The sequence below is a fragment of the Streptomyces sp. P3 genome (assembly GCF_003032475.1).
Taxonomy (GTDB): domain Bacteria; phylum Actinomycetota; class Actinomycetes; order Streptomycetales; family Streptomycetaceae; genus Streptomyces.
The window spans coordinates 2430272-2443178 of record NZ_CP028369.1; the positions used below are offsets into that span (position 1 = coordinate 2430272).

General features: G+C 74.2%; 7 protein-coding genes. 4 read left to right on the top strand and 3 right to left on the bottom strand.

Annotated features, from left to right (window positions below; genetic code table 11):
- Nucleotides 1-49: 49 nt before the first annotated feature.
- A complete protein-coding gene (locus C6376_RS10925; protein WP_107443241.1) occupies nt 50-3895 on the top strand; it encodes a BTAD domain-containing putative transcriptional regulator in 3846 nt (1281 codons plus the stop codon).
- Here C6376_RS10925 and C6376_RS10930 read toward each other — a convergent pair.
- Nucleotides 3882-5789: a sigma-70 family RNA polymerase sigma factor gene (locus C6376_RS10930; protein ID WP_107443242.1), complete on the bottom strand. Its 1908-nt coding sequence runs from the start codon at nt 5787-5789 to the stop codon at nt 3882-3884. The genes C6376_RS10925 and C6376_RS10930 overlap by 14 nt on opposite strands.
- A gap of 276 nt (nt 5790-6065) precedes the next feature.
- Complete coding sequence (locus tag C6376_RS10935; RefSeq protein ID WP_107443243.1) at nt 6066-6839, bottom strand: TetR/AcrR family transcriptional regulator; 774 nt, start codon at nt 6837-6839, stop codon at nt 6066-6068.
- 380 nt (nt 6840-7219) lie between these two features.
- On the opposite strand from C6376_RS10935, the gene C6376_RS10940 reads away from it, so the two are divergent.
- The 3 genes from C6376_RS10940 (at nt 7220) to C6376_RS10950 (ending at nt 11495) form a co-directional block, all read left to right on the top strand.
- Entirely contained in the window at nt 7220-8599 is a 1380-nt protein-coding gene (locus C6376_RS10940; RefSeq protein ID WP_107443244.1) for an NAD(P)/FAD-dependent oxidoreductase, read from the top strand.
- 344 nt (nt 8600-8943) lie between these two features.
- Nucleotides 8944-10593, top strand: a complete 1650-nt coding sequence (locus C6376_RS10945) for a SpoIIE family protein phosphatase (RefSeq protein WP_107443245.1) — start codon at nt 8944-8946, stop codon at nt 10591-10593.
- 104 nt (nt 10594-10697) lie between these two features.
- The gene (locus C6376_RS10950; protein ID WP_107443246.1) at nt 10698-11495 is read left to right on the top strand and encodes a class I SAM-dependent methyltransferase; all 798 of its coding nucleotides are present in this window, start codon (nt 10698-10700) and stop codon (nt 11493-11495) included.
- A gap of 85 nt (nt 11496-11580) precedes the next feature.
- On the opposite strand, the gene C6376_RS10955 is transcribed toward C6376_RS10950, so the two are convergent.
- The gene (locus C6376_RS10955) at nt 11581-12864 is read right to left on the bottom strand and encodes an MFS transporter (protein ID WP_254076363.1); all 1284 of its coding nucleotides are present in this window, start codon (nt 12862-12864) and stop codon (nt 11581-11583) included.
- Nucleotides 12865-12907 lie beyond the last annotated feature (43 nt).

Sequence of the window (12907 nt, forward strand, 5' to 3'; positions counted from 1 at the left end):
CGTCGCGAAATCGCGTGCCCCACACCTCGCTCCGGACGACAATGACCCGGTGCGGTACAGAATCCTGGGCGTCACCCAGACCGAGGACGACCAGGGCGTCGCCGTCCCCCTGTCCGGGGCCCGCCTCCGCGCCCTTCTCACCGCCCTGGCCCTCCGCCCCGGCCGCCTCACCGCCCCGGAGACCCTCATCGACGAGGTCTGGCCGCGGACGCCGCCCCAGGACGCGCCCGCCGCTCTCCAAGCCCTGATCGGCCGGCTGCGCCGCGCCGTCGGCAGGGACGCCGTGACCTCCGCTCCGGGCGGATACCGGCTCGCCGCCACCGAGGACGACGTCGACCTCTTCGTCTTCGAGCGACTGGTCCGACAGGGCGTCGAAGCCCTGCGGCGGGGCGACGCCTCCGCCGCCGCCGGATCCCTCGACGACGCCCTCGCCCTGTGGCGAGGCCGGGCGCTCGCCGACCTGCCCGACCGCACGCCCGCCGCCCGTCCGGAAGCCCTCCGTCTGGAAGCTGCCCGCACCCGCCTCGAGGCGGACCTGCTCCTCGGCCGCGCCCGCGAGGCGGTGCCCCGCCTGAGGGAACTGACCGCAGCGCATCCTTACGACGAACCGCTGCACGCGCTCCTGATCCGGGCCCTGCGCGACTCCGGCCGCGCCGCCGAGGCCCTCGCCGCCTACGAGACCGCCCGCCGCACCCTCGCCGACGGCCTCGGCACCGACCCCGGCCCCCACCTGCGCGCCCTGCACGCCGAACTCCTCGACCTGGACGACGGGGAGCCCGGCCACGGCGCGAAGCCGAGCGGTGTTGCCAACCCGAGCGCCGGTGCGGAGCGCGGCCGTGGTGCGGAGCCCGGCCGTGGCCAAGAGCCCGGCCGTGGTCCGGGGCCGAGCGGCGGTCCGGAGCCGAGCCATGACCTGCGACCGGCTCCTCACCCCGAGCACGCCGTCCGCTCGGAGCACTCCCGCAGCCCGGAGCGTCCCTTCCGCCCGGAGCACGCCCTCCGTCCGGAGTCGGCCGCCCGCCCAGGACCGGCGCCGTCCTTCCCACCTCATGGCTCCCCCCATCCAGAGCGTCCCGGGGGAACCCCCGGGGCCGGCCCCGGGCGGGGCCGGCCGCGTGCGCCGCACCCCGCGCTCCCATCCGGGCTTCCCGAACGCACCGGCAACATCCGTCCGCGGCTTACCTCCTTCGTGGGCCGGGAACCCGAGATCGCCGCCATCCGTTCCGATGTGCACAGGGCCCGTCTCGTCACGCTCACCGGGCCGGGCGGCTCCGGAAAGACCCGTCTCGCCGAAGAAGCCGCCGCCGGGCTTCCGCAGGCGTGGCTGGTCGAGCTGGCGCCGCTCGACCGGCCGGAGGCGGTGCCCGGCGCGGTGGTCAGCGCCCTCGGCCTGCGCGAGACCGTGCTGATGACCACGGAACTGGCGCCCCAGGACGACCCGGTCGCCCTGCTCGTCGAGTACTGCGCCCCGCGCAGCCATCTCCTGATCCTTGACAACTGCGAACATGTCATCGGCGCGGCCGCCGACCTCGCCGAGACCCTCCTCACCCGCTGCCCCGGGCTCACGATCCTCGCCACCAGCCGTGAACCCCTGGGAGTGCCCGGCGAGTCGGTCCGCCCGGTCGAGCCCCTCCTCCCCGACCACGCGCACCGACTCTTCACCGAGCGCGCGGCCGCCGTCCGCCCGGACGCGGCGACCGCCCTGCGCAACGAGGAGGCGATCGCGGAGATCTGCCGACGGCTGGACGGTCTGCCGCTCGCCATCGAACTGGCGGCCGCCCGCCTGCGGTTGCTCACCCCGCGACAGATCGCCGACCGTCTCGACGACCGCTTCCGGCTGCTCACCTCCGGCAGCCGCACGGTCCTGCCCCGTCAGCAGACCCTGCGGGCGGTCGTCGACTGGTCCTGGGACCTGCTCGACGAACCCGAGCGAACCCTGCTGCGCGAACTGTCCGTCTTCGCGGGCGGCTGGGACCTGGAGGCGGCCGAGGCCGTGTGCACCGGCCCGGTCGCGGAGCTCGTCGGAGCGCTCGTCGACAAGTCCCTGGTCGTGGCCGCCCCGCACGCCGTGCAGGACGGCGACGGCATGCGCTACCGGATGCTGGAGACGATCCACGAGTACGCCCTGGAACGCGCCGCCGAGCAGCCGCGGTCGCGCGCGGCGACGGAGCGACGACACCGCGCGTGGGTGCGTTCGCTGGTCGAGCGAGCCGACCCGTTGCTCCGTTCCGCCGAACAGCTCTCCTGGATCGCCCGTCTGGAGACCGAGTTCGACAACATCCGCGTGGGACTGGACCGTTCACTCACGGCGGGCGACGAGGAGGAGGCCACCGCCCTCTGCCTCGCCGCGGGCTGGTTCTGGTGGCTGCGCAACTACCGCCACGAGGGCGCGGAGTGGACCGACCGGACCCTGCGCCTCGGCGCGGTCCTGGACTCCGTCCGGCCGCCGGGGACGGAGACCTCCGCCGCTCGGGAAGCCGAGCCCTCCGCCGTCGCCCCGGGCCTTGCCGCCGACCTCGCGGCCCGGATGGCCGCCGTCGACCCCGTCGGAGTCTTCCTCGCCGAGCCCGACGGCGAGGGTGCTGCCGGGGACGCTGCCGGAGGTGACGACCACCCCCGGTCCGCGCAGCGGACGAACCTGCGGATGCTGCATCTGTTCCTGCTGTCCGAGTCCGAGCCGACCGACACCTCGACGGATCCGCGCTATCCGGAGTACCTGGCCCGCCTGCGCGCCCGCTACGAGCCGGGCGGTCCGCAGGCGGCGCGCATGCCCGGCCTCATCTGGCCGGTCACGGCCTTCCAGATGCGGGACACGGTGGACGTCCGGGGAATCCTCGACCGGGCGGTCGAGAACTGCCGCCTGTACGGCGGCGACTGGGAGCTCGGCTGCGCCCTGATGTTCCGCACGCACATGGTCGTCGACTCTCCCGGCGGGCTGCACGGCGTCGACGACGACCTGGCGGAGCTGCGCGTGCTGAGCCTGCGCGTCGGCGACCGCTGGATGCGGGCCCAGGTGTGCGGCGCGGCCGCCGAGGCCGAGATGGCGCGCAGTCGTTTCACGGAGGCGGAGCAGGAGTACCGCGAGGCGCTGCGGCTCGCATACGAGGTCGGGGCGTACGCCGAGACCCCGTTCCTCATCGCCCGGCTCGCGGAGATCGCCTACCGCTCGGGGGACGTGGACGGCGCCCTGGCCACCCTGGACGAGGCGAGCAGCGCCGCCGACCGCTACGGCGTGCCGGACGTCCGTGCCTTCGTCCTGCTGCTGCGCTCCCACATCGCGCTGTACGTGGAGGAGGACGCGGCCCGCGCGCGCGTGCTCTGCGACCGGGGCCGGGCGGCGGCCGGCGCGGGGACGCCGCCACCCCAGTTCGCGGCGGCGCTGAGCATGCTCGACGCGGACCTCACGGCCGTCGAGGCCGGGCCGCGGCACGCCCTGCCGATGCTCGCCGACACGCTGCGGCAGGCGATGGCCGACCAGTGCGCCGAGGCGGTCACGTCGTCGATCGTGGACGATGCGGCGGACCTGCTGGCCCGGCTCGGCGACTTTGCGCGTGCGGCGCGGCTCCTCGCGGCAGCCGACCGTCTGCGCGGTCCCCACCCGCGGCCCACCCCGCAGGACACCTGTGCCGAACGCACCGAGGCCGCGATCCGGGAGGCCCTGGGCGCCGAGCGCCATGCGGCCGAGTGCGCCCGCGCGTCCCACATGACGGCCGACGACGCCCTGCGCGAGATCACGGCGGCCGTCCACGACCACCCGATCCCGTCCGCCGGCCTGCCTGACGACCCGCCCGGCGACCCGACGGGCACCCCGCCCGCCGACCCGTCCGGCACCCCGCCCGCCGACCCGGCGGACGCCGGGGACACCGCGGGCACCCAGGCGCCTACGCGCAGGTGAACCTGGAATCCGCCCAGTCCGCGAGGGCCACCGAGCCCAGGGCGTCGCGCGGCTCGACGACCAGTCGCACGGTCGTCCGGCCGACGAGGTCCACATGGACGGGGACGGCCGGGGCGCCGCCCCTGACCTCCCCGGACGACCAGAGCCGGGTCCCGTCGCCGTAGACGGAGAAGGCGACCCCGCCGAGTCCGAGCGTCAGGTCGTCGAGGCCGACCAGTGCGTCGTACGCGGTGCACGCGCGATGGAGGTCGACGGTGACGGAGGAACCGCCGTGTACGGTCACCCCGCCCGCGTACCGCCGGTCCGCCACGGACAGCGCGTGCCGCCGCCACACCCAGCTGCTGCCGCGGAGCCGGATCTCGGGCCCGGCCCCGTCGCCGACGACGTCGAAGGGCAGCTCGCCCAGCGGATGGACGACCTGGGCGGGTGCAGGAGCGGGCACGGGACCGGGCACGGGCGTCCGGGTGGGCGTCGGAGCGGGGGGCGTCGGCTCCGGTGAGGCCGGGGGAGGCGGGCTGGGCGTGGGTGCCGGCGCCGGGGTGGGCCGCGCCTCGGAGGCGGCCGTCGGTGTCGGTGCGGCGGTCGGCACGATCACCCGCGGTTGCGGCTCGGGCCGCCGCGCGCGCGTCGGTGCGCGCGGCGGTGCGGGCGTCGGCTGCCCGGGCTGCGCGACCGGCGCGGAGGCGGAGGCCGCAGGCCGTGCCTCGGGCTGCCGGACGGGCGCGTCGTGGCCGACGAGCGCGAGGGCCACCGCGGCGGCCGCCACCGCGACCACGCCGGCCGCGACACCCGCCTTCACGGGTGCGCCGAGCCCCTCCGAGGCCAGTGCGCCGCCCCCGGCGCCCGCTCCGCCCGAGGAACCGCCTGCCGCGGCCGCGCCCGCCGCCCCCGCTCCGGCGCCGCCGGCGAGGAGCGCGAGAGCCTTGGCGTAGCCGGCCGCGCCGAACCAGCCGATGACCGCGACCGGCACCACGGCGGGGATGCCGCCGGCCACTTCCTCGATCTGCAACGCCGCCAGCCGGCACCTGGAGCACTCCTCCAGGTGCTTGCGCAGCCCCCGTTCGGCGCGGGTGCGCAGTCGGCGACGGGCGTGGGTGCCGAGCTGGTCGGCGTAGCCGGCGCACTCCTCGTCGCTGGTGAGCGTGGAGCTGACATGGGCCTGGAGATAGGCCTGCTTCAGGCCTTCGCGGGCCCGGCTGGCGAGCACCCGGGTGCCGTTGGCGTCGAGGCCGAAGAGCACGGCGACCTCGCTCGGCGACTCGTCCTCGACCTCGGTGTGCCACAGCACGGCCTGCCAGCGCTCGGGAAGGGAGCGGAAGGCCTGCATGGCCATGGACTGCTCGGCCTCGTGCATCGCGCGGACGTCGGCGCCCGGGGCGAGTGCGGCATCGTCCGACATCTCCGAGGCACGGGCGGACCGAGCGGCGAACACCGCGAAGTCGCCCACGAGTTGTTCCCGCTTCGCGGACCGCGTCCAGCCGGCGGCCACCCGCCGCACGCAGGTGAGGAGGTAGGCGCGGACGGCGTACTCGGGTCCGGAGCCGCCGCGCACCGCCTGGAGCATGCGGGCGAACACCTCGGCGGTGAGGTCGTCGGCGGTGTGCGCGTCCCGGCAGCAGGTGCGGGCGTAGCGGCGCACGGCGTCGGCGTGGCGCCGGTAGAGCTCCTCGTAGGCCGTGTCGTCGCCCGAGCGCATCCGGGCGATCAGGTCGGCGTCGGCGGGCGGTAGATCCCTCGGCGGCGGCAGGACGCCGCCGTCGGCACGCCACTCCCGCTGGGCCGGAACCCTGCCCTCGAAAGCGTGACCGGGCGGGGACGCCGCGGGCTCGCCCGCCGGGCCGCTCGCGCGTCCCCCTTGGCTCGGCACCTGTTCGTCCGGACCGTCAACGCTCATCGCGGAAGACTCCCGCCGCCTGCCCCACCCGTCCCGACCACCGGGTCAGAGTGCCATATCGGCTTTCGGCCGGGACCTCGTCGGACGGGCCGACCACTCGTCCACGGGGATTCCTCCGCAGCCCGGCACCCGGCCTCACCCCTCCACGAGGGAGGTGCAACCTCCTTGCCGTGCAGGGCAGTTCGGGCCGAAAGCCGTGGAACCCCGGTCCGCCGGCCGTGGTGAACGGGGCGCGGGGGCCCGCTCGGGACCCCCGCAACCCGTCACCCTCACGAGTCAGGAAGGCCGTGAGCGCAGACCCTCCAGCAGGATGTCCAGCAGCCGCGCCGAAGCCGCCGCCTGCTGCGCCGGATCCGGCAGCGAGGGCGCCGCCGTCGCGATCACCAGCAGCACGTCCGACACGGACACGTCGGCGCGCAGTTCATCCGCCTCCCGCGCCCGCTCCACGAGCCGGCCCACGACCTCGAGCAGCGCCGTCGCGCCGTGGTCGTCGGCAGCCGCCGTCGCGCCGTCCTCCGGGACGAGCCGCAGCTCACCGGAGCCCGGCTGGGTCCGCTGCTGCGGCACTCGTGCCGACCCGACCGCCGGACCCTCCACGTCGTCCTCCGCGACGCCGACCCGCAGTACCTGCGGCGGCAGCAGCCGCCCGGCGCCGGAGGCCACGGACGTCCGCAGGAAGCGCGACAGCGCCGACCACGGCTCGTCCTCCTGCCCGAGCGCAGCGCGCGCCTGGTCCGTCAGCCGGGCGGTCTCCTCCTCGGCTATCCGCCGGACCAGCACGTCCTTGCTGGGGAAGCGCCGGTACACCGTGCCGACGCCGACCCGCGCGCGCCGCGCCACGTCCTCCATCGGCGCGCCGTAGCCCAGCTCGCCGAACACCTCGCGTGCAGCCCGCAGTACGTGTTCCAGGTTGCGCTGTGCGTCCACGCGCAGCGGCGCTGTCCGCGCGCCCTCTCCGCGTCCGCCGCCCAGTGCCGTCCCGACCGCGCCACCGGGCGCGAGGGCCGACGTGGACGCCGTCGACGACCAATGCGAATTCTGCATGTGCATGAATAATCCCCCGGTAATGACGTCTCCCCCCGGAGACTTTCCCCGCCATCGAAAGCCGGGGCGTGGAACACAGGGGACGGCCGCCCCGGGCCCGCCCGTCGCAGACCCGCAGAGCGCTTCCCCCTGACACCCCGTCGTCCCACGAACATAGTTGAGAGAGAGTCAATTCAGAAGGGGGGCGATCCGCACGGGGCGACCCCCGATCGGAGTACCGGCGGCATACGTCCCGATTGCGCCCCCTCCTGCCCCCCACTGCACACCACCTGACCTGCACACCTGTCCCGCATCCCGGTGTTTCGGCCAACCCCTCGGCCACCCGACTCGCGGTCACACAAATTGTCGAGGCTGTGGACAAACGCAAGCGCCGGGTGCGTCATGGGATGGTGAAGGAACGTGCGCGCATTCTCGTTGTCGGCGGCGGCTACGTCGGGATGTACACGGCCCTGCGGCTGCAGCGGAGGCTGAAACAGGAACTGGGCCGCGGCGAGGCCGAGATCACGGTCGTCACCCCCGACCCGTACATGACCTACCAGCCCTTCCTCCCCGAGGCGGCCGCCGGGTCCATCTCCCCCCGGCACGTCGTCGTGCCGCTGCGCCGCGTCCTGCCCCACTGCCGGGTCGTGGTCGGCGAGGTCACCGCCGTCGACCACGCCAAACGCACCGCCACCCTCACCACCCTCGCCACCGAGGAAGAGGGCGCGGGTCCCCAGCAGCTGACGTACGACGAACTCGTCCTCGCGCCCGGCTCCGTCTCCCGCACCCTGCCCATCCCCGGGCTCGCCGACCACGCCATCGGCTTCAAGACCGTCGAAGAGGCGATCGGGCTGCGCAACCACGTGATCGAACAAATGGACATCGCCTCCTCCACCCGCGACCCCGCCATCCGCGACGCGGCCCTCACCTTCGTCTTCGTCGGCGGCGGCTACGCGGGCGTGGAAGCACTCGGCGAGCTGGAGGACATGGCCCGGTACACCACGCGCTATTACCACAACGTCCAGCCCGACGACATGAAGTGGATCCTGGTCGAGGCCTCCGACCGCATCCTGCCCGAGGTCGGCGCCGACCTGGGCCGCTACACGGTCAGCGAACTGCGCCGCCGCAACATCGACGTCCGCCTGAACACCCGCCTGGACTCCTGCGCCGACCGCGTCGCCGTCCTCAGCGACGGCGCCCGCTTCCCCACCCGCACGGTCGTGTGGACCGCCGGCGTCAAACCCCACCCGCTCCTCGCCGCCACCGACCTCCCGCTCAGCGAACGAGGTCGGCTGAAATGCACCCCCGAGCTGACCGTCGACGGCGTCCGGCACGCGTGGGCCGCCGGAGACACCGCGGCCGTCCCCGACGTCACCGTCGACGAGCCCGGCCGGGAGACCGCGCCCAACGCCCAGCACGCCGTCCGCCAGGCCAAGGTCCTCGCCGACAACATCGTGCGCTCCCTGCGCGGCGAACCCCTGCAGACGTACTCCCACAAATACGTCGGCTCGGTCGCCTCACTGGGGTTCCACCAGGGCGTCGCCCACGTCTACGGACGCAAGCTCAAGGGCTACCCGGCCTGGTTCATGCACCGTGCGTACCACCTCAGCCGCGTGCCCACCGTCAACCGCAAGATGCGCGTACTCGCCGAGTGGACCCTCTCCGGACTCTTCAAACGGGAGATCGTCTCACTCGGATCACTCGAACATCCTCGCGCGGAGTTCGAACTCGCTGCCGGTGGAAAGCCTTCTGACGAGTCTTCCGGCGACCCGAAGGGGTCGTCCTGACCGAAACAGGAACTCCACCGGCCGCCCCCACGTCTGACGAATGTCGGCCCGGACGGCGGCCACACTGCCAGACTGCTCCCTGCTCATAGTCCGACCCCGAGCGCCCCAGCCCATCCCGAGCCGCTCCCGAACCGTCCCGGCCCCCCTTCCGCATCCCCTCCGAATCCCTTCACCGCCCCTTCCAGAGCCCCGGCGGGCCGGCGCAGGCTCCCGCCGAACCCACCAGGCCGTCCCCACCAGCTCCACACCCCGGGTGCTGCAACAATGTGCGGCCACCGCCGCGCGGCCCCCGGAGCAGGCCGGGCCCGGAGCCGGCCGACGACGACTACACGAGGCAAGGATTCGTGAACTTCACGCGCTGGAGCGCCCGGCTCCCCGGAACACAGCGCCGCGCCGCCGCGCGGGCCGAGCACCCGGTCACCGCCACGGACCGACGCGGCGAGGGCTCCGTGCCCGCGGCCCGCGCCGAACAACTCGCCGACGCGCCCCCTGTGCCCGCCGTCGACGAACTTCCGGTGCGTGAGGTCCTCGACCGAGTCCCCGCCCTGGTGGCCCTCGTCCACGGCCCCGGCCACCGCCTCGCCTACGTCAATGACGCCTACACGGCGGCCTTCGGCGCACGCCCCTGCGGCGAACCCGCCGCCGAGGCTCTGCCCGAACTCCGCGACCTCGGCCTCTTGCCGCTGCTGGACCAGGCCCTGCGCAGCGGCAAGCCCCGCACCCTGAAGTCGCGCAAAGCCCCCGACGGCCGCCACTACACCTTCACCTGCACCCCCGCCGCCGAGGAAAACGGGGAAGGCGCGGTCCTGATCTTCGCCACCGACGTCACCGACCACGCGGAGGCCGCCGAACGCCTCAGGGCCAGCGAACGCCGCCAGCGCGAGACCGCCGTCACGCTCCAGCGCTCCCTTCTGCCCCAGGACCTCGAAGAGCCCGACGACCTGCGCATCGCCGCCACCTACCAGCCCGGCGGCACCGAAGCCGCGGTCGGCGGCGACTGGTACGACGTCATCACCCTCGGCGGCGGCCGCACCGCCCTCGTCATCGGCGACGTGATGGGCCGGGGCGTCCGCGCGGCCGCCGTCATGGGGCAGCTCCGCACGGCCGTCCGCGCGTACGCCCGCCTCGACCTGCCCCCGCACGAGGTGCTCCAGCTCCTCGACGGCCTCGCCATGGAGATCGACGCCAACCAGATCGCCACCTGCGTGTACGCCATCCACGACCCCAACGAGGGCCGGCTGGTGTACGCCTCCGCGGGCCATCTGCCCATTCTCGTCCGCGACGACAACGGCACCGTCCTGCGCGCCGACGAGCCCACCGGCCCGCCCCTCGGCACCGGCGGCTGGATGCACGCCTCCGGCTCGATCCCGCTCGGCCCCGGCTCGACGGCCGTCCTCTACACCGACGGCCTGGTGGAGCGCCGCAACGAGGACCTGGACGAAGGCATCGCCGCCCTGGAGCGCGCCCTGGCCGGCGCCACCGGCACGCCCCAGGTCGTCTGCGACCGCCTCGTCCGCTCGGCGGGCGTCACCGCCGACCACGACGACGACGTCGCCGTCCTCGTCCTCCAGCACCCCGCCCGCACCGGACCGGACGGAGAACTGTTCCGCAACGCGGCCCTGGAGCTTCTCGGCGGAGTCGAAGCGGCCCCACGCGCGCGTGCCTTCGCCTCGGGCGTCCTCACCAGCTGGCGCTTCCCCGCCGACCTGCACGATCTGGGCGTCCTCGCCACCAGCGAACTGGTCGCCAACTCGCTCCAGCACGGCATCCCGCCCATGCGACTCAGGCTGCGCCGCACCGACCGCCGCCTGATCATCGAGGTCACCGACGGCGACGACCACCTGCCGCGCCAACGCCGCGCGGAACCGGGAGACGAGTCCGGCCGCGGCATCGCGATCGTCGCCACCATCGCCTCCCACTGGGGCAGCAGACGCACCCCGGGCGGCGGAAAGGCGGTCTGGTGCGAGTTCGTCCTGCCGAAACCGACGGAATGACCAGTCAGGGACGACGGGATGACAGCGCGCGGAAAACGGCCGAACACACGATCCCCCGCGCGCGGCACCTAGGCGAACACGCCCCCCGGTGCTACTAGCTCTGCATGGCAGACGCAACGGGCTTTCACCTCAAGGGAAGCGCCCCCGAGCGCTACGAACACTACGTCGCGCCCCTCATGGCGCCCTTCGTCACCGCACTCGTGGACGCCGCGGACCTCTTCCCCGGCGCCACCGTCCTCGACCTCGCCTGCGGCACCGGCTTCGCGGCCCGCGCCGCCGCCGCACAGGCGGGGCCCACCGGCAGGGTCGCCGGCGCCGACCTCAACGAGGCCATGCTCAAGATCGCCCAGGCGTGCCACCCGCGCCTCTACCCGGACATCGAGTTCACCGCCGCCCCCGCCGACGACCTGCCCTACCCCGACGCGACCTTCGACGCCGTCCTCTGCCAGCAGGGAGCCCAGTTCTTCCCCGACCTCGACGCCGCCCTGACGGAGACGGCCCGGGTCACCCGCCCCGGCGGCCGCTTCGCCGCCACGCTCTGGGCCCGGCTGGACGACTCCCCGTACTTCATGGCGCAGTACCGGACACTCGAGCGGTACGACGGCCAGGAAGCCGCGGCGGGCTTCCGGGCCGCCTTCCACGCCGCGGACCGCGTGACCGCCGCCCTCGACCGAGCGGGCTTTCGTTCCACGGCCCGCCGAGACCTCACCTTCGCCATCGACCTTCCCCCACTGGACGACTACATCGCCGGCCACCTCTCCTCGATCCCCTGGGGCCAGACGCTCGTCGACACCGCGGGCGACGAGGCCCTCACCCGGGCCGCCGAGACGATCCGCGCCCAGCTCCCCCCGTCGACGACGACCTTCCCCTTCACGGCGACCCTCGTGACCGCGGTCCGCTGAGCGCACGAAAAAGGAGAGGCGGCCGTCGTCCGGAGAACGACGGCCGCCTCTCCCTGCGCGGCGTGCGCGACCCGCCCGAAGCGCGTCAGGCCTGTGCGGCCACGGGCTGCACGGCGGCCCCACCCCGGGCCACCACCCGCTTGCGCACCAGCCACGGCTGGTCCTGGACGGCGGTCAGCTGCCGCCCCAACCGCAGCGCGAGGTAGGTGATCCCCAGCGAGAACAGCAGGAACGTCACGATGTACGGCGCGTGCAGCGAAGCCCCCATCGGCCCGCCCACCGCCGGCCCCACGGCCAGCGCGAGCTGCTTCACCAGGGCGAACGCCGAGTTGTACTGCCCCGCCAGGCCCGCCGGAGCCAGATCGGCCACCAGCGGCGCGAGCGTCGGCGACAGCATGGCCTCCCCCAGCCCGAACAGCGCGTACGTCGACACGAACGCGGCCGTCGCCATCGCCCGGCTGCCGTGCCCGAGCCCGGCGTACCCCGCCACGATCCACGCCACGGCCCAGAGCAGCCCCACCGCCGCGATCACCCGCGACCGCTTCTGGCGCTCCACGAACTTCAGCACGGCGAACTGCGCCACCACGATCATCGCCGTGTTGGCGGCCAGAGCCGTCCCGAGCGCGGACGTCGAGATGCCCACGGCCTCGACCCCGTACGCGCTCAGCCCGGACTCGAACTGCCCGTAGCAGGCGAAGAACAGCACGAAGCCCAGCACACACAGCTGCACCATGGCCCGGTTGCCGAGCAGCTGCTTCCAGCTGCCCCGCGCGGACTGCGGAGCGCCTTCGACGCGAGGGGCCCGCGGCAGCCGCACCGTCGACATCACCGCGGCCAGCAGCAGGAACATCGCCGACTCGATGCCGAACAGCAGGGTGAAGGAGGAGACCCGCGTCGTGTCGACGAGATGCCCGCCGATCAGACCGCCCACGCCGAGCCCGAGGTTCTGCAGGAAGAACTGCGTGGCGAACGCCCGTGACCGCGTCTGCGCGGTCGAGCAGTCCACGATCATCGTCGCCAGCGCGGGCTGCATCACGGCCTGCCCGGCCCCGAGCGCGACCGCGGCGGCCAGTACGGCGGCGGCGGTGCCGGCCAGCCCCAGGCCCAGCGCGCCCAGCGCGGCGGTGACCAGGGCGGCGAGCAGGACCGGCAGTGGACCGCGCCGCACGATCGCCCGGCCGGCGAACGGCAGCACGATCAGCGCGGCGACGGCGAAGACGGCGAGCACCAGCCCCGCCGTCATGGCCCCCAGCCCCCGCACCTGCGCCACATAGACGTACAGGTAGGGGACGGTGAAACCGAGCCCGAACGCGCTGAGTGCGTTGCCCACGTGGATCCGGCGCATCGCTGCGCCCATCGCCCTGGTCACGTTCACCTCAATCAGGTAGGAGTCCTCAGCCCTTAGGACCGAA